Below are 19,836 nucleotides of genomic sequence, written 5' to 3' on the forward strand. Positions count from 1 at the left end.
GGGGTATATGTTTGTATGTGAATTCGTTCACGCTTATTATATTACAAGATTCGACGTCAGATGACAACCCCTTTTGTCGAATTTCACACTTTTGTCACATTCTAAACGTTTTCATTTTTGAATAAGCTATAAAAAAGGTCATTTAGGGGGTTTATTTATGAAAAAATCTTATATTGCTCTTCTCTTTCTAGCTGTCATCGTTTCTTTTTTCTTATACATCCTCTCTCTACTACAAGCTTTTCCTAAAATTATTGCCTTACCTCTTTTATTCGGAATCATCGTTATCACACTCTCTTATTTCAATTATAAAAAACGATTCAAAGGGTTTTAATTTCAAAAATCAGCCGTAAAGCTATCCTTTCAGTTAGAAAAAACAAAAAAATCCACCTTTCTCTTCAACAAATATCGACATTAAATCTATTCAACAAAAAAGACGAGGATACAATCCCTCGTCTTTTTTCATTACTTTTCTTCAAATAATAATGCTTCTAATTCATTTAATTTCTCTTCAAATACTTGTAGCGCCTCTTTTACTGGTTCAGGAGATGCCATATCTACTCCTGCTTTTTTCAGCACTTCAATTGGATAATCAGAGCTTCCTGCTTTTAAGAACTCGTTAATATAACGTTCTACTGCTGGTTGTCCTTCTTCTAAAATCTGTTTAGACAGAGCTGTCGCTGCACTAAATCCTGTTGCGTATTGATATACGTAATAGTTGTAGTAGAAGTGTGGAATACGAGACCATTCTAAACCAATCTCTTCGTCGATTACTAAAGCGTCACCGAAATATTTCTTATTTAAATCGTAGTAAATTTCCGTTAGCATGTCTGGCGTGACAGCATGTCCTTCTTGTACTTTCTTATGAATAATATGTTCAAACTCTGCAAACATCGTTTGACGGAATACAGTACCACGGAACCCTTCTAAATAATGATTTAATAAATATAGACGCTCTTTCTTATCTTCTGTCGTTTTTAATAAATAATCATTTAAAAGCGCTTCATTACAAGTAGATGCCACTTCTGCTACGAAGATGGAATAATCACCATATACGTGCGGTTGTGTTTTTCTTGTATAGTAACTATGCACCGAATGACCAAACTCATGAGCAAGTGTAAATAAATTATTTACATTATCATGCCAGTTCATTAAAATATACGGATTTGTTCCATATGCACCAGATGAATATGCCCCGCTTCGTTTTCCTTTATTCTCATACACATCTACCCAGCGATTTTCATATGCCTCTTTCAAAATGTCAACATATTCATCACCAAGTACGTTTAAAGATTTTAATAAAAGGTCTTGCGCTTCTTCGTATTTCACATTCATTTTCACTTCTGGTACAAGTGGTGTATATAAATCATACATATGAAGCTCATCAAGTCCTAGTGCACGCTTACGAATATCGATGTAACGGTGTAATAAATGTAAGTTGTCATTTACTGTTTCAACGAGTTGATCGTATACTGCTTCCGGAATATTATTATTGCTCAGTGCAGCTTGGCGAGCAGAATCATATTTACGAACACGCGCATTGAAATTATTACGTTTTACTGCTCCGCTTAACGTACTTGCGAATGTGTTTTTAAATTTTCCGTACGTTTCATATACAGCTTTAAATGCATCTTTGCGAACACGAGGATCATCACTTTCTAAAAACTGAATGTAACGGCCATGTGTAATTTCTATTTCTTCTCCGTCTTCCCCTTTAATAGATGGGAATTTTAAATCCGCGTTATTCAACATACCGAATGTATTGCTTGATGAACTCATTACTTCAGATGCTTCCGCTAATAAAGCTTCCTCAGCTTCTGATAAGACGTGCGGGCGTTGACGTGTAATTTCTTCTAATGCATGTTCATATACACTTAAATCTCTATTTTCCTTCAAGAATGTTTGCAGTGTATCTTCTGAAATCGATAAAATTTCAGGCACAATATACGCTGTGCTACTAGATACTTGTGAATATAAATTTGTTGCGCGATCATTTAATGCTTGATATACAGAGTTTGTTGTATCTTGATCGTAACGCATATGAGCATATGTATATAACTTACCTAATCGCATTGAAATTTCATCTTCATATTGCAATGCCTCAAGTAAATTGTCCGCAGAGTCACCAAGTTTCCCTTTAAATTCAGTTAACTTCGGCAATAGCTCTTTAATAGCTTGGAATTCTTTTTCCCATTCTGCGTCCGTTTGGAAGATATCTTCTAAGCGCCACGTACTTGCTTCTTCAATCTCGTTGCGATCTGGTAATGCTTTCGCTTTGTTTTGTTCAGACATTCTTTAAGCCCTCCTTTAAATATCTCTACTTAAGTACAATTCGTTTTTTTCTTATGTAATTCCTTCACAATCATTCTTTATTATATCCCCTTTTCCTGCTCTCATGTTAAAATTTGCCTCAAATAAAGATAGCGCATGTATTAAGCAAATCTCATCATGTTTCATAATTTCCTCCTCTGTTTTTAACACCACGACATCCCTTATTTTCCGGTACGTATAAGTTCCCGCTTTACGCAAAACACCTATATAGCATAAAAATGTCATATATTCAGTAACTGCCACTTTCCATATGTGCTTTGAAAAGTACGGAAGTATCCGCCTTTTCGTATACCTTTTTGCATAACTACACACGTATTGAAGAGAAATACACTCTCCCACTGCAAGCTCCCCTATACACTTCATATAGAGGAAAGCTTGCCATATAAATGGGTTTGTTTGTAAAGCAAATGCAGAAGGGAGTGGAACACCAATTTCAGAAGGAAAGCTTGCTGGAGTACATTTAAATTGATATAAGAGGCGTAATAATGACTTATAATTATAATTCCAAATCGGCAGGGCATTTTTGCGGAAGTAGTTCTTTCTCTTCTCCCACTCTTCACCCAATCTTTCTTTCCCGAAAGGAACGGGAGAAAAAAGCATTTCAAAAGTAGTCGTATCAGTTGGTAAATATATAGTATGTGAGAAAAAAACATTTGTAGAAAAGGGAGTGACAAATGCACATTTCATAAATGATTTTTGTTTCGGACAGAAGAAAATAAGAAGTGGCTGAGGATAAGATTGTAAGGAGAAAGCCATAAGTGAGGAAAATTTCATCCAATATGCAGATTGCTTTTTCAATTGATTTCCACCAACGATCCAAATGACCTGTATACCAGCTTGCCAATACGAATATGTTCTTTTGTACAGCTGTTCTATAGCGAGGTTTGCACATTGGTATTCAATTGCAATTTTTCTGCCCGCCCTCTCTACAAAAACATCTGGTCGTTGCTTAATTTCTGGAAGGTAGTACTCTATATCCACCTGAAAGTTTTGACGCTTGAACCATCTATATAACAATTCTTTACCGTGCATATGATACGTTGATTCCGCTTCATAAAAGGCAAGACATGAATCCACTTTTTTATGAGCAAAATGCCAACTTTTTTGTTTCCCTAATTTCATTTGCACTTCCTTTCCACAAGCTACACAAAAGAATCGTTCTTGTTGACGCATACGGCGCAAAAGCTTTTCATTACAATTATAGAGTAAATGAATTTTCTCTCCGTTTTCTCTTTTAGCGATAAATATCGTAATCACACCCTTTCAGCTCCTTATATTCTACAATTTGTTACAAATTCCTTTTAAAAAAGAGATGTCCCAATTTCGGACATCTCTTTTTATAATAAAGGTGATAATAAGCGGTATGTTGATTCAACAATTCGTCTATGAAGACGTCTTTTATGAAAATGATCAACATGAATTTCACTTGATTCTTCTAAATCATCTTTAAAGTCTTGAACAAGTTTTCGAATGCTATCTGTATCATATAAAAAGGCATTTACTTCAAAATTCAAATGAAAACTTCTCATATCCATATTAGCTGTCCCAATTGAAGCTAAATCAGAATCGACGATGACAACTTTACTATGAAGAAAACCTTTTTCATATTCATATATCTTTACACCTGCATCTAAAAGCTCTGGGAAGTACGATCTCGATGCGTAAAAGACAGTCCGCTTATCCGGTTTACTCGGCATTAATAAACGAACATCAATACCAGCAAGTGCAGCAACCTTTAATGCGGATAAAATATCATCATCCGGAATAAAATACGGCGTTGCAATCCAAATAGATTTTCGAGCAGAAGCGATCATTGCAAAATATAAATGCTTAATCGTTTCCCACTTATTATCGGGGCCACCTGCAACTAGCTGCACTCCTCCCCAATGATCACCCTCAACTGCTTTTGCTTGTAAATATTCAGGGGCTAGCACAGCCTCACCAGTCATATAAAACCAATCTTGAAGGAAAATAAGCTGCAAACTTTGTACAGCTTCACCACGCAAATATAAATGTGTGTCTCGCCAAAAGCCGAAGTACTTATCCTTCCCTAAATATTCATCACCAATATTTAATCCACCTACAAAGCCTTCATTTCCATCAATAATAACGATTTTTCGATGATTTCGATAATTAATTTTATCGTTTAAAATCGGAAAGCGTACAGGGAAGAACGGAATCATTTCGACTCCTGCATCGTTTAATTCTTCAATATACGATTTTGATAATTTAAAACTTCCAACCGCATCATACAAAAAACGAACGACTACGCCCTCTTTCGATTTTTGTATTAAAATATCTTTAATTTCTGTTCCTAACTTATCATCACGCACAATGTAATATTCCATATGAATGTGATGTTTCGCTCGTTTTAACCCATTTAAAATAGCCCGAAACGTTTCATCTCCATTTGTTAATGTCCTCGTTTCAGTTTGAAATGAAATATTTAAAGCACCTAATCGATCCGCTAAACGAAATAACAGCTCTTGATGCTTATGATTGCGTAAAATCCGTTCTTCGTAATCTTCATGCCCCTTATATTGTAAAAACGCTTGTTCATCAAGTAACGCCTTCTTTTGGAACATTCTTTTTCTCCGAAAATTTTGTCCGAATAATAAATAAGCGAAGAATCCAAATACCGGAAAAATTCCTAAAACAATTAACCATGTAAGTGTTTTAGATGGATGTCGATTTTCTAAGAAAATAACGCAACCAATTAAAAACGCAGATACTGTAAATAAAATACTGATAATACCTAAAATCGAAACATCTTTTATCCCAATCACATCTGAATAAAATGCTACATCAATAAACATACGTAACGAAACAAATAATGCGAACAATAGCAGTATAAAGAAAATCAGCTTTAACGTATTTTTCATCTCTTACCTCCTAACTAAGAAAGCTTTCCTATTCTTCATATAAAAAGCCGATTTCATACTACAGAAATCGGCCTACGTTTTAGCAGGAAAATTATTGCGAATCGTTTCAAGAGCATGCTCTTTCACAATTTGTTTTCCATACTCACTTACACGATGAATTGTTAAAGTTGATTCTTCCCCATATTCTAAAATAATACTTAAAATACGATCGATTTCTTCTTCATCATGTAGCACTTCATCGAATTCCACATATACATAATAGCGGTTCTCAAATGAATACAGCTCATCTTTTATATCTTCAAAGATAAGACGATGACTTAATGAAATGACATCTTCAAAATCATTAAACTTAATTAAAAAGCCAAACGTACCATCTTCATTAAAGTTTGTTCCTGTTTGTTCTTCTACCTCTTCGATTAATTCTTGCTGGAATAATGATTCGATGCCTTCATCTAGAGGAATATCTATAATTTTGTCTACCCCTATCGGTAGTTCCAGCTTTTGCCCGTCTTTTGAAAGCTCTGCTTTCGTGACAAGTACTTCAATCCCTTTATCGACTGCTTGCACTTGAATCCATAACGGTCCATCAATAAAGAAATCGTCATGATCACGAGCTTCGTCCATCATCTCCCAAAAGAGCTCTTCACTTCGTTCGCGATCATACCAAATCTCTTCACGATTAAATCCTCTATCCTCTATATCAATGTACGTAATAAAAAATTTCATCGTATGATCATTAATTCTTTCAATATCCAAAATACAACTCTCCCTTCCTGCTTAGAATTGTTATGAAGGGATTCCCCACTCATATGACAAATCAATAGATTCTTGTACTCTCATTTTATGATAAGATTCTCCAGAATGGAAATAAAATCGATTTATTTTACAAAAATAGTTATATGCCTATCTTTACTCGATCAACTACGTAAATATATTATTATAGCGATTTCTTACTTACAAAAAATTTGGACATACATTTCCACATTCCCCCGTACACTGTAATAAAGTGAAACTCCTATTAGAAGAGATTATTTAACAACAACTTTCTTCATCACATACATATAGTTCGCTTATTAAAACATCATAAATGGAGGCAGACGAATGGACTTAGAGTTTTTAACATCCGTACTAATGATTGTCGGTATCGATGTTGTATTAGGTGGTGACAATGCAATCGTCATCGCACTAGCTAGCCGAAATTTACCTGAATCGAAACGAAATAAGGCTATTTTGATCGGTACTCTTTTAGCGATTGTACTAAGAATTGTCCTTACTATACTAGCTGTCTATTTACTCGACATTCCATTTCTACAATTGATTGGCGGGGTTTTACTTACATTAATTGCAGTCAATTTATTAACCGATAATAGCAACGATCTTTCTTCTATTCAAGGAAAAACAACTTTATTTCAAGCTGTGCGGACAATTGTTTTCGCGGATCTCGTTATGGGGTTTGATAATGTTATTGCCATTGCAGGTGCAGCTCACGGGAGATTTTTACTCGTCATAATCGGCTTACTCATTTCTATCCCGATTATTATTTGGGGCAGCAAACTTATTTTAATACTTATGGAGCGATTTCCATTCCTCATTTATTGCGGTGCAGCAATTCTTGCCTATACTGCAGGAAAAATGGTTACACATGAAGACAGACTTGCAACCTTTTTTCATAACAATCCAAGTTTCACTGCAAGCATTCCTTATTTGTTCATTTTCACTATTTTATGCATCGGCTTTATTGTACAACAAGTTCGATTACGCAATGTGAAACATTAAAAAAAACCTTCTACTATATAATAGGTAGAAGGTTTTCATATTATTATAATTAATTTACAAGACGTTGTGCTTCACGTAATTGGAACGTTCTTACTGTACGTGGTAAGAAACGACGAATTTCGTCTTCGTTGTAACCAACTTGAAGGCGTTTCTCGTCAATCATAATTGGACGACGTAAAATCCCTGGATAGTCACGAATCATCTTATATAAATCTTGAAGTGGTAAAGACTCTAAGTTTACATTCAATTCTTGGAAAACTTTCGAACGAGTAGAAATAATCTCATCCGTTCCGCTTTCTGTCATACGTAAAATCTCTTTAATTTCCTCAATCGTTAATGGATCTGAGAAAATATTACGTTCTGTATAGGGAATATGATTTTCCTCTAGCCATAATTTCGCCTTTCTACAAGACGTACAGCTTGGAGAACTATATAATGTTACCATACAAAGCTCACTCTCCTTAAAGAGTACAAATTCTGTACTAAATACAGTTTTAATTTCTAACTTCAGCAATTTTTCGTGATAACTTGTCTTATTGAAAAGTACAAAAATCACATTTCATGTAAGCAACAACTTATAATAAACAACAATTACTTTTAATAAGTAACTTCTATAATCATTATACAATAGATTTTGCAAGAAATATACAGTAAATTTCCTGCTAGTTGAGAAAACTCTCCCGTGTATTTCACTGCTATGTAACATGATTACGCTCATTTCAGCTGTACTTTAACAATAACTTTCAACCCTTTTACTACTCACTTCCCATAGATTTTTCATATAATATATAGTTATTTATCTATAATCTTCCCTATGAAAAAGAGAACGTTTTCTTACTTTTTCTTGATAAATCAATTAAGAAATGTAAGACTATACAAATGAGAATAAAAAGGAACATTTGTTCTTATTTTAACAAATATCCTCCCTCCTGTCTACATGATTTCTAAAGTAAATTAAATATTTTTCTGACATTTCTTTCTTTTTCATTTTTTATCTCATACAATAAACATACAGACAGGCAAAGGGGGAGTTTTCAAATGATTGCTTTTTTTATTGATTTTATTACGGTTGCTGCCCTCATCATCGGAATAACAGCATTGATTGGTGTCATTACAAATAGCATCGGCGAAAAGCTCTTTGGTGGAAAAGAAAAAATGAAGTTTGTTAACAAAAGTTTGGATGTACAATCTGGCTGGAACCAAGTTGGCGGAAAAGGCATTTATAAGAAACGAACGTATTAAAAAAAGCAGGTGATCACCTGCTTTTTTTCTTATTTCTCTACTGACGCCCATTTAAAGCTTAAATCGCCGCCATATTTATGGTTATACATATTTTTAATTGAATCTCTTTGTAAATATGCTCTACCACGTTGATATACTGGAACGATCGCAGCATCATCAAGTAACATTTTTTCTGCTTCTAATAAGTTCTTCCAACGAGCATTTACATCGCTTCCATCTTTTTTCGCCTTCATAATGATTTCATCGTATTTTGGATTAGAGTACTTCATCTTATTTTGTGACCCATCTGTTACAAACATATCAAGATATGTAATTGGATCTGGGAAGTCCGCACTCCATCCAGAGAATGACATGACATAATCGCCCGCATCTTCTAATTTTAGTTTTTGTGCGAATGGTTGTTGTTTAATTTTTACTGTTAAACCTGGTAAATTCTTTTCTAATTCACCTTTTAAATATTCACCAGTTTTCTTTGATAACTCTACATCTTCATTTAATAATTCTAATTCGATTTCATTTTTACCAAGTTCTTTTTTACCAGCTTCCCAATATTTCTTCGCTTCTTTCACGTTTGGTTTTACAATATCCCCGTTTACAGCACGGAAATCTTTTTTATCTGGTCCTTTAATGAAGTTATCAGGAATTAATCCTGTCGCTGGCTTAGAACCGTTATTTAATAATGTATCCACGAATGGCTTACGGTCAAAAGCAAGTGAAATTGCTTTACGAATATTTTTATTTGCTAAAGCTGGATCTTTTTGATTTAAACGAAGGAAGAATACAGATGTATCTTCTACTGTTTGGAAATCTGGTTTTCCTTTATATTTATCAATAAACTCCGCTAATAACGACGCTCGATCAATTGCATTTGTTTCATATAAGTTAATTGGCGTAGATGTATCTTTTACAATATTAAAGTTTACTTCTTCAATCTTCACTTCTTTATTGTCCCAATATGACGCGCTCTTTGTCATTTTAAAGCTACGTTCATGTTGCCAATCACTTAATGTAAATGGCCCGTTATAAAGCGTTGTATTCGCTTCCAAACCAAACTTCGTACCTTGCTCTTTCACAAACTTTTCATTCACAGGATAGAAGATTGGATATACCATTAAATCTACAAGGTATGGAATTGAATTATCTAATTCCACTTCTAATGTATAATCATCAATCGCCTTTACCCCTAATTGATCCGGACTCATCTCTTTTTTATTAATTTTCTCTGCATTTTTTATATCATACATAATGTACGCTGATTTCGCAGCTGTATCTGGGTTAATCGCTCTTTGCCATGCATATACGAAATCTTTTGCCGTCACAGGCTCACCATTTGACCATTTTGCGTCTTCACGTAATTTAAATGTATATTTTTTACCATCTTCTGATTTTTTGAATTCCTTCGCTACACCAGGAACTAGCTTATCATCTTTTCCTAAACTGTATAAGCCTTCCATCGTATTAGTCATTACTCTTGAAGAAACTGCATCAGCTGATAACGCTGGATCCATCGTTGGAATTTCTTGTGTTTCAATTAAGTTAATAACTTGCTTCGCGCCGCTTTTTCCGCTATCCCCTTTAGCGTTTGCTTGCGATTCATCTTTTTGATAGCTACATGCCCCTAACATCATGCTCATCGCTACTGTTGATGCTACAAAAACTGGTATCTTTTTTTTCATACTTCCACCCTCCAAAAAAATGTTAACCCTTTCATTTTCAAACAAAAAGAAATATATATATGTTCTAATAATTCATATTATACACACAAATATATTTTTTGTATATTTATATTTCTATTTCATTAAAATTTTTCGTTAAAAAATATACCTTTGTAAACGTTTCATATTGCTGATTATTCATACTAAAGTGTTAAAAATAATATTTTTTATACTTTTCTAAATTATCAGAGAAAAACGAATTTTATATCTCATAATATTTTATGTATAATTATCCTTTTGTTTTTATCATAAAATAGCACTCTCTTCATAATAAAAATATGTAGGCTAAAATGAGTGCAAAGGTTAAGAAAGTATGTTACGATACATTTTGCTAAAAATAGATATCGGTAAAGAGGGGACGCACATGGCAGCAATTCAGGCAAAAAACGGGCCTACTGAGAAATTAAGTTTATTCTTATTAACATGGCCTATTTTTCTAGAAGTTTTTCTTTTTATGTTAATGGGGATCGCTGATACTTTCATGTTAAGTGCATTATCAGACGATGCTGTATCTGGGGTTGGTGCAGCGAATCAATATCTTCATATTGCGATTTTGGTATTAGAAGTCATCGGGAACGGCGCTGCTATCGTTGTATCTCAATACCTCGGTTCCAAACGCTTTATGGAAGCATCTAAAATATCAGCATTAGCCGTCACATTAAATTTAATAGTTGGGCTCGTTATAAGCGCTGGTTTTCTTTTATTTTCGAAACATATGATGCTCGCAATGAACTTACAAGGCGATGTACTAACGTATGCGCAAAACTACTTATCTATCGTCGGAGGAGCCATCTTCCTACAAGCTATTATTAACTCATTAGCCGCAATTATCCGTGTACACGGTTTTACAAAGCAAGCGATGTTTATTTCACTCGGAATGAATATGATTCATATCGCTGGAAACTACGTACTCATTTTCGGGAAATTTGGTTTCCCTGAGCTCGGTGTACAAGGGGCTGCAATTTCTTCCGCTATCAGTCGATTGATCGCACTTATTGTTTTCTTCTGGTTACTATACCGCGTTATGGAATATCGTGTGAAATTACAATATTACTTCACTTTATCCAAAGAATACATTGGGAAAATTTTAAAAATTGGCATTCCATCTGCATTTGAACAAGTGATGTATCAAGCTTGTCAAATCGTCTTCCTTTATTACGCAACGTACTTAGGAACGGAATCATTAGCTGCTAGACAATACGCTACTAACATTTCCATGTTCACTTATTTATTTGCAATTGCAATTGGTATGGGAACAGCCATTATTATTGGCCGCCTCGTTGGTGGTGGCGAAAAAGATGAAGCATACGAACGCTTATGGAAAAGTGTAAAATGGGCAATTGGTGTAACTTTATGTATGGTCGCTCTCGTTATTACATTCCGTACACAATTAATGGGACTGTTTACAGATAATCCGCACATTATCGGGTTAGGCGCAAGTGTTCTTTTACTAAGTGTACTACTTGAAACGGGACGTACGATGAACATCGTCATCATTAATTCGCTTCGTGCAGCTGGTGATGCAAAATATCCTGTTTTAATCGGTGCATTCTCTATGGTGTTAATGAGTTTACCACTAGGTTACTTTTTCGCCTTTCATTTAGATATGGGGCTCGTTGGTATTTGGCTAGCAATCGCCATCGACGAATGGACACGTGCCATTATTATGTTCTTCCGCTGGAAAAGTAGAGCATGGGAGCGTTATGCGCTTGTTAAACCTGAAGAACAAGAGGAGAATGTTTCTGTTCAAGTTCAGTAATTTTGCATATGGATATCACTAATGATACATGAGATTTATATCGGCGATTCTTTAAATATATCGACTGACCGACAAATGTATACAATTCTTTTATATAGTAGAAAAAGAGCCATCCTTCCATAACAGAAGAATGGCTCTTTTTCTTATTGATAAATCTCTTTATATTTCTTGTACTCCGCTTCCGAACATAGTACGAAATGTCCTGGGCGAATTTCACGCATTGTTGGTGCTTCACTACCATAATTATGCTGTGATGGATCATATACGATACGTTTACGATTGCGCTCATAATCTGGATCTGGAAGTGGAATCGCTGATAATAGTGATTTCGTATATGGATGAATTGGATTCGCATATAATTCATCACTTGTTGTTAACTCAACGATTTGGCCACGGTACATTACACCAATACGGTCACTAATGTATTTTACCATTGATAAATCATGGGCGATGAATAAGTATGTTAAACCTTTTTCTTTTTGTAACTTTTTCAGTAAGTTTACAACTTGCGCCTGAATCGATACGTCAAGTGCTGAGATCGGCTCATCGGCAATGATAAATTCTGGGTCTACAGCAAGCGCTCGAGCGATACCGATACGCTGACGTTGTCCACCTGAGAATTCGTGTGGGAAACGGTTTGCGTGCTCTTTATTTAAACCAACTGTGTTTAATAGTTCATGAACACGGTCCATGCGCTCTTTTTTACTTTTCGCTAGTCCGTGAATATCGATACCTTCTGCAATAATATCCCCTACTGTCATACGAGGGTTTAATGATGCATATGGATCTTGGAAAATCATTTGCATTTTACGGTTGAATTTCTTCAGCTCTGCGCGTGATTTTTTACCATGTACATTTTCACCATCGAATAACACTTCACCAGCAGTTGCATCATATAAACGAATAATCGTTCTTCCAGTTGTCGATTTACCACAACCTGATTCTCCTACAAGACCAAATGTTTCTCCGCGGTAAATATCAAATGAAATATCATTAACCGCTTTGACAACACCACCACTCACGTCGAAGTGCTGCTTTACATTTTTTACTTCAATTAATTTCTCACGTTGTTTAGTCATGTTGTTCACCTGCTTTCATTTGAAGAATGCGTTTTTCAACGACTGCCGGCGGTTTTACTTCTGGAGCTTGCTCGTGAAGTAACCAAGTTGCCGCATAGTGCGTATCACTTACTTTAAATAAAGGTGGGTCCATTTCAAAATCAATTTTCAGTGCCTGTGGGTTACGTGGTGCAAAAGCATCTCCCTTTGGCGGCTTCAATAAATCTGGAGGTGTTCCAGGGATTGCATATAACTCTTCTTCTGAACCATCTAAACTTGGCATAGATGCGATTAAACCCCAAGTATATGGATGTTTCGGATTGTAGAAAATTTCATCTACAGTTCCAATTTCAACAACTTTACCAGCGTACATAACTGCCACTCGGTCCGCAACGTTTGCTACTACACCTAAGTCATGCGTAATGAAAATGATTGCTGCTTCTGTTTTTTGCTGAATGTCTTTCATAAGTTCTAAAATTTGCGCCTGAATCGTAACGTCTAGCGCTGTTGTCGGCTCATCGGCAATTAATAATTTCGGGTTACAAGCTAACGCCATCGCAATAACTACACGCTGTCTCATACCACCTGAGAATTGGTGAGGATATTGTTTTAAACGAGCTTCTGGATTTGGAATACCTACAAGGTCAATTAACTCTAAAGCAACTTTACGTGCATCTGCTTTACTCATCCCTTGGTGTTTAATTAGACCTTCCATAATTTGATTTCCAATTGTCATCGTTGGGTTTAATGATGTCATTGGATCTTGGAAAATCATCGCAATATCTTTACCGCGTACTTGCTGCATTTCTTTTTCTGTTAATTTTGTTAAGTCACGACCTTCAAATACGATTTCACCATTTTTAATGCGTCCAGGAGGATTCGGAATTAATCCCATTAACGCTTTAGAAGTAACTGATTTCCCTGAACCAGATTCTCCTACAATCGCCAATGTTTCTCCTTTTTTCAAATCAAAAGTAACGCCGCGTACAGCTTGTACTTCACCTGCATGTGTATCAAAGGAGACTTGTAAATCTTTTACCTCTAACAATGTTTTCATCTTTGCCTCTCCCCTCTTTTACTTACGCATTTTTGGATCTAACGCGTCGCGTAATCCGTCTGCCATTAAGTTAAACGCTAAAATTAATATACTGATGACAACCGCAGGGATGAACATCATATGCGGATACGTTTGAATAGATTTATAACCATCATTTACAAGAGAACCTAGTGACGCAAATGGTGGCTGAATTCCTAAACCGATGAAACTTAAGAACGCTTCACCAAACACCGCTGATGGAATTGTAAACATCGTCATTACGATAATAGGTCCCATTACGTTTGGAATTAAATGTTTCACAATTAATTGTGTATTTGTTGCACCTAATGTACGAGATGCTAATACATATTCTTGGTTTTTTAACTTTAAGATTTGTCCACGAACAATACGCGACATCCCTATCCAACCTGTAATCGCCATCGCAAGTGTAATTGACCAAATACCAGATCCCATAATGATTACCATTAAAATAACGATGATTAAGTATGGAATACCGTTAATAATCTCCATAATACGTTGCATAATGTTATCTACTCTACCGCCGTAGAATGCTGAAATACCTCCGTATGCAACCCCAATTACTAAGTCAATTGCTGCCGCTAAAAGAGCGATATATAATGATACGCGTGTACCTTCCCATGTTCTTGTCCATAAGTCACGGCCAAGGTCATCTGTACCAAACCAGAAGTACTCTTTAATATCACGTTTTTCATATTGGTCAACACCATATTGATCTGTACCGTCAAATGGTAACCAATGAACATTTTCAATAACTGGAATTTTTGGTGGTAATTTCGCACGACCTAAATCTTGCTCTTTATACGAGTGTTTACTTACCATCGGTCCAAAAATCGCTAATAGCGCAATGATAACTAACAATACAAGGCCAAGCATCGCACCTTTATGTTGGAATAAACGTCTTCTTACATCTTGCCAAAACGTTAAGCTTGGACGGGCAATGACTTCATTATCAACATTATTTTGATTGGCTTGTTGAAATAAATCTGGAGATAATTTTTGTACATCTTTCATCATTTTTTCCCTCCCGCTAAACGAATACGAGGATCAATAATTCCGTATAAAATATCGACAATGAAAATAACTAAAATGAAGATCGCACTATAGAAAATCGTAGTTCCCATAATAACTGTATAGTCATTTAAAGTAATCGATTTAACGAATTGTTCCCCAAGTCCTGGTACAGCATAAATTTGCTCGATAACAAGTGTTCCTGTAATTAATGCCGCAACCATTGGTCCTAAAATTGTTACAACTGGAATTAACGCGTTACGAAGTGCATGTTTGACAATGATAACGCCTTGGCTAATTCCTTTCGCTTTCGCTGTTAAAATGTAATCGGCTTGCATAACTTCAATTAATTCTGCACGAGAGAAACGTGCGATTGTCGCGATAACTCCCATCGATAATGCAATTGTAGGCATTACAGTAAACTCTGGTCCTTTCCAGAATGCTACTGGGAACCAGCCTAGTTTTACCCCTACGAAATATTGCAGTAATGCGGCGAATACGAATGATGGTACCGACATTCCGAGTACCGAAATAACTGTTGCACTATAATCTACCCACGTATTATTACGAAGTGCGGCAACAATACCTAAAATTAAACCGATAAATGTTCCTAATATAATCGCTTGTAAACCTAATTGGGCTGATGGTCCAATACGATCCACAATCATGTCTGTTACTGGGCGGTTATCATATTGGAATGATACCCCTAAATCACCTTTTGCTAAGTTACCTAAGTAACGTGCATATTGAACTGGTACCGGATCATTCAATCCGTATTTTTCAAGAATGATTTCTTTTTGTGCCGGTGATAGCTTCTCCTGGTTTTTAAGCGGAGAACCCGGAAGTAATTTCATCAAAAAGAAAGTCATTGTAGTAATTAAAAATAATGTCAAAGCCATGTACACGAAACGTTTTAATACATAACGTCCCATAGTCAAGCACCTCCCCGTTTTTCTCAAAAGCAATAAGATAGTTTAAAATATTCTTACTTTTATTTTTTTAAAATAAGAGCATATGCCCATCATAGGCATATACCCTTGTAAACGATGGAAAAAAAAGATTATTTTTGTTCAACAGATGCCCATTTGTAAGTTAATTTACCACCATAGTTAATTGGGATAATATCTTTTACGGCACCTTTTACTACATACGCTGAACCTTTTTGGAAGATTGGAGTGATAACTGCATCCTCTTTAATTAACATCTTCTCTACTTCTAGAAGGTTGTCCCAGCGAGCTTGTAAATCTTTTGTATCTGTTTTAGCTTTTAGGATTAACTCATCATATTTCTGATTAGAATACCCTGTTTTATTTTGAGAACCATTCGTAACAAACATATCTAAATATGAGATTGGATCTGGGAAATCTGGTCCCCAAATACCAAACGCAATATCATATTGCTGAGAATCTTCTAATTTATTTTTTTGTGCGAATGGTTGCTGTTTAATTTTAATTGATAAACCTGGTAAGTTCTTTTCCATCTCACCTTTTAAGAATTCCCCAACTTTTTTAGCATCTTCATTATCAAAGTTTAAGAATTCTAGTTCGATTTTATCAGTTCCAAGCTCTTTCTTCGCTGTTTCCCAAAGCTTTTTTGCTTCTTTTGGATTTGTTTCAACTAGCTTTCCATTTTCAGCTCGGAAATCTTTTTTATTTGGACCTTCAGCGAAATCTTTTCCAACAAATCCGTAAGCTCCAATTGCGCCGTTATTTAAAATAACTTTTGCAATGTTATCACGGTCAAAGGACATTGAAATTGCTTTTCTTAAGTTTTTATTACTTAAGTACTGATTACTTTGATTAAATCTTAAGTAAGCAACCCCTGCCTCTTTTCTTGTTTGGAACTCTGGGCTTTTTCTAAACTTATCAACAAATTCAGACGTTAAAGCCGCTCGATCAATCGCGTTTGTCTCATATAAATTTACATCAGTTGCTGTATTTTTTACAATATTAAAGTTGATTTCTTCGATTTTAACCGTTTTATTATCCCAATATGAAGGATTCTTCTTGAATTCGAAACTTTGTTCATGTTTCCAATCACTCATAACGAATGGACCGTTATATAATGTTGTATTTGCCTCTAAACCAAATTTGTCACCTTGTGCTTTTACAAAGTTTTCATTTAGTGGGTAAAATACTGGATAAACTGTTAAATCGATAAAGTAAGGAACGGGATTGTCTAATTCTACTTCTAGTGTATAATCATCAATCGCTTTTACACCTAATTGGTCAGCAGGTAATTCTTTTTTATGAATTTTCTCTGCATTTTTAATATCGAACATAATGTATGAATACGTTGCTTTTGTATCTGGATTTACTGCTCTTTTCCATGAATACACAAAGTCTTTAGCTGTTACAGGTTCCCCATTCGACCATTTCGCATCTCTTCTTAATTTAAATATGTATTTCTTCCCATCATCTAGCTTTTCGACATCTTCTGCAACTCCAGGCATTCTCTTTTGATCTTTGCCAATACGATATAAACCTTCCATCGTATTATTTAATGCTGTAGAAGATGAAGAATCAGATGCTAATGATGCATCCATTGACGGAATTTCAGATAACTCTGTTAAATTAAGAATCTGTTTTCCGTTACTACTACTCGTAGCGTTCTCTTTCCCTTTTGCTTTTGCGTCATCTTTTTGGTAGCTACACGCGCTAAGCAACATACTTGCAGTTAAAGTTGATGCAAGTAATAACGGTATCTTTTTCTTCATGTTGTGTTGCCTCCCCTAATTGCACTTCCTGTACCCTCACTTGTTAAAAAGTAGAATTGAAAGAATAATCTCCAAGTTTCTACAATTTTCATTATACATATAATATAACAATTGTGAATATAGTTTTTTGTTTTTTTGTTAAAATTTTTAATAAAATATTTATATTTTTAATTTTTCGTAAAGGGATACATTAACATTGCTACCATCATCTTAAAATCAGACCTTTAATTGCGTATAATTTTCAAAAAAATTAATCCTAGTACTTATTATAGCTTTTATAGTATAATAATTCTAGTAATATTTTGACGGAGGGGAATATTTTGAATAAAGTTTTTTTTCATACTTGTATACTAATTTTTATAGCGATGATTGCTTCTAGTATTGGTGCATTCCTCATTTCATCTCAATTTTTGTTGAACTTTGTCAACATTTTGTTTTATATTGCACTGTTTTTTATTCTTATCGGCGGTTTTTTATACATATTTCAAAATGGTTTTTTCAATGTAACCATTTACGCATTCCAAAGAGTATTTGGTACGAACAAAAAGATTGACTCTTTAATTGAAGAAGTCGAGGAACCTACAGATAAGAAAGAACGTATTTATAAAACATATTCATTCAAATGGACATATCCAATTTGTATTACAGGTATCTTCCTTGGGTTGTTCTCGACCCTCATTAGCTTTACTATTTTGATGTAGTTTGCAAACACTATCCCATATGATATAATAATCAGCAAAACATTTTGTTATAAAACTTTAGTTCTTTCATATTAAAAGAGCTCAAGTAACAATAAATAAATTTATATGTATGCGATGATAAAGAAGAGTACATATTGAGGCAATTTCAGAGAGCTTGTGGTTGGTGTGAACAAGTAATTGTACAGTATGGAATGGGCTTTGGAGCACCAAACCGAACCGAAAGTAGTAGGCTTTGGCGTTATATCCTAACGTTATTATGGATTAGAGAGATTTCACAGTAGTGAAATAATTAGGGTGGTACCGCGGTCCATTCGTCCCTATAGTTTTTGGGATGAATGGGCTTTTTTGTTTGCCTTCTCTTCCCCCCATCACGCATTCAATTTTAGGAGGAATTACTTATGTCAGTTATCTTTTCTGGTATTCAGCCAAGTGGAACGATTACACTTGGAAACTATTTAGGCGCCATGAAGCAGTTTACAGAGCTTCAAAATGAACACGACTGTTATTTCTGTATTGTAAACCAACATGCGATTACAGTACCTCAAGATCCCGTCGGACTTCGTAAAAACATCCGCAGTCTTGCTGCACTTTATGTAGCATGCGGCATCGATCCTGAAAAAGCTACTTTATTTGTACAATCAGAAGTACCAGCACACGCTCAATTAGGATGGATCATGCAATCTGTTGCTTACGTTGGAGAATTAGAACGTATGACGCAATATAAAGATAAAGCTTCGGGTAGAGATTCAGTTCCAGCTGGATTACTTACGTATCCACCATTAATGGCTGCTGATATTTTACTTTACAACACTGAAATCGTACCAGTTGGTGATGACCAAAAGCAACATATGGAATTAACACGCGACCTAGCAGAGCGTTTCAACAAACGCTTCCGTGAAGTGTTCACAATTCCTGAAATTCGTATTCCAAAAGTAGGCGCTCGCGTTATGTCATTAACAGAACCTACGAAGAAAATGAGTAAATCTGATCCGAATCCAAAATCAATGATCAGTATGCTTGATGAACCAAAAACAATTGAAAAGAAAATTAAGAGTGCTGTTACTGACTCTGAAGGTATTGTGAAATTTGATAAAGAAAATAAACCTGGTATCTCTAACTTATTAACAATCTACTCTTCATTCTCTAGAAAAACAGTTGAAGAAATTGAAGCAATGTACGAGGGAAAAGGATACGGCGACTTCAAAGGCGACCTAGCGCAAGTAGTCGTAGAAGCAATTCGTCCAATCCAAGACAAATATAACGAACTAATCAACTCACCAGAACTAGACGAAATTCTAGACAAAGGTGCAGAAAAAGCAAACCGCGTTGCATTCAAACAACTACGCAAAGTAGAAAACGCAATGGGACTAAGCAGAAAACGTAGGTAACATATAAGGTGGAAGCGGCTCGTTCAGAATGTGAGGGGGATGGAGCTCCTGACGCAGAGGCGCTTTTTGCCTCGCAGGAAGGCGCGAAGCCACCGAACATTCTTGCCGCTGGAGCTGGATTTCATATAAAGCGGAAGCGGCTCGTTTAGAATGTGAGGGGGATGGAGCTCCTGACGTAGAGGCGC

The 19,836-nt window shown here is 35.4% G+C and carries 17 protein-coding genes and 1 other annotated feature; of the genes, 6 read left to right on the plus strand and 11 right to left on the minus strand.

Annotated features, from left to right (window positions below; all coding sequences use genetic code 11):
- Positions 1–157: 157 nt before the first annotated feature.
- Positions 158–331: a hypothetical protein gene (locus tag ACTFR8_RS08170; RefSeq protein ID WP_000750355.1), complete on the plus strand. Its 174-nt coding sequence runs from the start codon at positions 158–160 to the stop codon at positions 329–331.
- 131 nt (positions 332–462) lie between these two features.
- Here the strand turns inward: ACTFR8_RS08170 and pepF are convergent, their stop codons facing one another.
- The 4 genes from pepF to mecA all read right to left on the minus strand — a co-directional run bounded on the left by pepF (position 463) and on the right by mecA (position 5,966).
- Positions 463–2,289 (minus strand): oligoendopeptidase F, encoded by a 1,827-nt coding sequence (gene pepF / locus ACTFR8_RS08175; RefSeq protein WP_000003348.1) that lies wholly within the window; start codon positions 2,287–2,289, stop codon positions 463–465.
- Between the two features lie 51 nt (positions 2,290–2,340).
- The gene (locus ACTFR8_RS08180; protein ID WP_000628329.1) at positions 2,341–3,585 is read right to left on the minus strand and encodes a competence protein CoiA; all 1,245 of its coding nucleotides are present in this window, start codon (positions 3,583–3,585) and stop codon (positions 2,341–2,343) included.
- An 80-nt stretch (positions 3,586–3,665) separates the two neighbouring features.
- Positions 3,666–5,210 (minus strand): cardiolipin synthase, encoded by a 1,545-nt coding sequence (locus ACTFR8_RS08185; protein WP_000799192.1) that lies wholly within the window; start codon positions 5,208–5,210, stop codon positions 3,666–3,668.
- A 72-nt stretch (positions 5,211–5,282) separates the two neighbouring features.
- Entirely contained in the window at positions 5,283–5,966 is a 684-nt protein-coding gene (gene mecA / locus ACTFR8_RS08190) for an adaptor protein MecA (protein WP_000350708.1), read from the minus strand.
- A gap of 345 nt (positions 5,967–6,311) precedes the next feature.
- On the opposite strand from mecA, the gene ACTFR8_RS08195 reads away from it, so the two are divergent.
- Complete coding sequence (locus ACTFR8_RS08195; RefSeq protein ID WP_000362615.1) at positions 6,312–6,986, plus strand: TerC family protein; 675 nt, start codon at positions 6,312–6,314, stop codon at positions 6,984–6,986.
- Between the two features lie 49 nt (positions 6,987–7,035).
- On the opposite strand, the gene spx is transcribed toward ACTFR8_RS08195, so the two are convergent.
- Positions 7,036–7,431 carry a transcriptional regulator Spx gene (gene spx / locus ACTFR8_RS08200; protein ID WP_000258267.1) on the minus strand — a complete coding sequence of 132 codons (396 nt, stop codon included), beginning with the start codon at positions 7,429–7,431 and terminating at the stop codon, positions 7,036–7,038.
- 593 nt (positions 7,432–8,024) lie between these two features.
- Between spx and ACTFR8_RS08205 the strand changes: the two genes are divergently transcribed.
- Positions 8,025–8,228, plus strand: coding sequence for a hypothetical protein (locus ACTFR8_RS08205; protein WP_000559971.1), 204 nt, complete (start codon positions 8,025–8,027; stop codon positions 8,226–8,228).
- A 29-nt stretch (positions 8,229–8,257) separates the two neighbouring features.
- Here ACTFR8_RS08205 and ACTFR8_RS08210 read toward each other — a convergent pair whose 3' ends face one another.
- Positions 8,258–9,904 (minus strand): peptide ABC transporter substrate-binding protein, encoded by a 1,647-nt coding sequence (locus tag ACTFR8_RS08210; RefSeq protein ID WP_000727250.1) that lies wholly within the window; start codon positions 9,902–9,904, stop codon positions 8,258–8,260.
- 352 nt (positions 9,905–10,256) lie between these two features.
- Here ACTFR8_RS08210 and ACTFR8_RS08215 point away from each other — a divergent pair, with 352 nt between their 5' ends.
- Positions 10,257–11,702: an MATE family efflux transporter gene (locus ACTFR8_RS08215; RefSeq protein ID WP_119780516.1), complete on the plus strand. Its 1,446-nt coding sequence runs from the start codon at positions 10,257–10,259 to the stop codon at positions 11,700–11,702.
- 143 nt (positions 11,703–11,845) lie between these two features.
- Here ACTFR8_RS08215 and ACTFR8_RS08220 read toward each other — a convergent pair whose 3' ends face one another.
- The 5 genes from ACTFR8_RS08220 to ACTFR8_RS08240 form a co-directional block, all read right to left on the minus strand.
- Positions 11,846–12,781: an ABC transporter ATP-binding protein gene (locus tag ACTFR8_RS08220; protein WP_000166348.1), complete on the minus strand. Its 936-nt coding sequence runs from the start codon at positions 12,779–12,781 to the stop codon at positions 11,846–11,848.
- Entirely contained in the window at positions 12,774–13,817 is a 1,044-nt protein-coding gene (locus tag ACTFR8_RS08225) for an ABC transporter ATP-binding protein (protein WP_000854346.1), read from the minus strand. Before ACTFR8_RS08225 ends, ACTFR8_RS08220 begins: the two co-directional genes overlap by 8 nt.
- A gap of 18 nt (positions 13,818–13,835) precedes the next feature.
- Positions 13,836–14,852: an oligopeptide ABC transporter permease gene (gene opp3C / locus ACTFR8_RS08230; protein WP_000974106.1), complete on the minus strand. Its 1,017-nt coding sequence runs from the start codon at positions 14,850–14,852 to the stop codon at positions 13,836–13,838.
- Positions 14,849–15,778 carry an oligopeptide ABC transporter permease gene (gene opp3b / locus ACTFR8_RS08235; protein WP_000534172.1) on the minus strand — a complete coding sequence of 310 codons (930 nt, stop codon included), beginning with the start codon at positions 15,776–15,778 and terminating at the stop codon, positions 14,849–14,851. Before opp3b ends, opp3C begins: the two co-directional genes overlap by 4 nt.
- Before the next feature lie 128 nt (positions 15,779–15,906).
- Positions 15,907–17,562, minus strand: coding sequence for a peptide ABC transporter substrate-binding protein (locus ACTFR8_RS08240; RefSeq protein WP_252209884.1), 1,656 nt, complete (start codon positions 17,560–17,562; stop codon positions 15,907–15,909).
- A gap of 320 nt (positions 17,563–17,882) precedes the next feature.
- On the opposite strand from ACTFR8_RS08240, the gene ACTFR8_RS08245 reads away from it, so the two are divergent.
- Together ACTFR8_RS08245 and trpS are read left to right on the plus strand one after the other, a co-directional pair.
- Positions 17,883–18,263: a DUF3899 domain-containing protein gene (locus tag ACTFR8_RS08245; RefSeq protein ID WP_001044997.1), complete on the plus strand. Its 381-nt coding sequence runs from the start codon at positions 17,883–17,885 to the stop codon at positions 18,261–18,263.
- A gap of 105 nt (positions 18,264–18,368) precedes the next feature.
- Positions 18,369–18,585 (plus strand) — a binding site (T-box leader).
- Positions 18,586–18,661: 76 nt separating this feature from the next.
- Positions 18,662–19,651 carry a tryptophan--tRNA ligase gene (trpS, locus tag ACTFR8_RS08250; RefSeq protein ID WP_000110987.1) on the plus strand — a complete coding sequence of 330 codons (990 nt, stop codon included), beginning with the start codon at positions 18,662–18,664 and terminating at the stop codon, positions 19,649–19,651.
- Positions 19,652–19,836 lie beyond the last annotated feature (185 nt).

The organism is Bacillus cereus group sp. MYBK15-3 (assembly GCF_051916765.1).
Classification (GTDB): domain Bacteria; phylum Bacillota; class Bacilli; order Bacillales; family Bacillaceae_G; genus Bacillus_A; species Bacillus_A cereus.

Coding starts and splice junctions, on each gene's coding strand:
- ACTFR8_RS08170 (WP_000750355.1), top strand. CDS start 158: ATGAAAAAATCTTATATTGCTCTTCTCTTTCTAGCTGTCATCGTTTCT.
- pepF (WP_000003348.1), bottom strand. CDS start 2,289: ATGTCTGAACAAAACAAAGCGAAAGCATTACCAGATCGCAACGAGATT.
- ACTFR8_RS08185 (WP_000799192.1), bottom strand. CDS start 5,210: ATGAAAAATACGTTAAAGCTGATTTTCTTTATACTGCTATTGTTCGCA.
- ACTFR8_RS08195 (WP_000362615.1), top strand. CDS start 6,312: ATGGACTTAGAGTTTTTAACATCCGTACTAATGATTGTCGGTATCGAT.
- spx (WP_000258267.1), bottom strand. CDS start 7,431: ATGGTAACATTATATAGTTCTCCAAGCTGTACGTCTTGTAGAAAGGCG.
- ACTFR8_RS08205 (WP_000559971.1), top strand. CDS start 8,025: ATGATTGCTTTTTTTATTGATTTTATTACGGTTGCTGCCCTCATCATC.
- ACTFR8_RS08210 (WP_000727250.1), bottom strand. CDS start 9,904: ATGAAAAAAAAGATACCAGTTTTTGTAGCATCAACAGTAGCGATGAGC.
- ACTFR8_RS08215 (WP_119780516.1), top strand. CDS start 10,257: ATGTTACGATACATTTTGCTAAAAATAGATATCGGTAAAGAGGGGACG.
- ACTFR8_RS08220 (WP_000166348.1), bottom strand. CDS start 12,781: ATGACTAAACAACGTGAGAAATTAATTGAAGTAAAAAATGTAAAGCAG.
- ACTFR8_RS08225 (WP_000854346.1), bottom strand. CDS start 13,817: ATGAAAACATTGTTAGAGGTAAAAGATTTACAAGTCTCCTTTGATACA.
- opp3C (WP_000974106.1), bottom strand. CDS start 14,852: ATGATGAAAGATGTACAAAAATTATCTCCAGATTTATTTCAACAAGCC.
- opp3b (WP_000534172.1), bottom strand. CDS start 15,778: ATGGGACGTTATGTATTAAAACGTTTCGTGTACATGGCTTTGACATTA.
- ACTFR8_RS08240 (WP_252209884.1), bottom strand. CDS start 17,562: ATGAAGAAAAAGATACCGTTATTACTTGCATCAACTTTAACTGCAAGT.
- trpS (WP_000110987.1), top strand. CDS start 18,662: ATGTCAGTTATCTTTTCTGGTATTCAGCCAAGTGGAACGATTACACTT.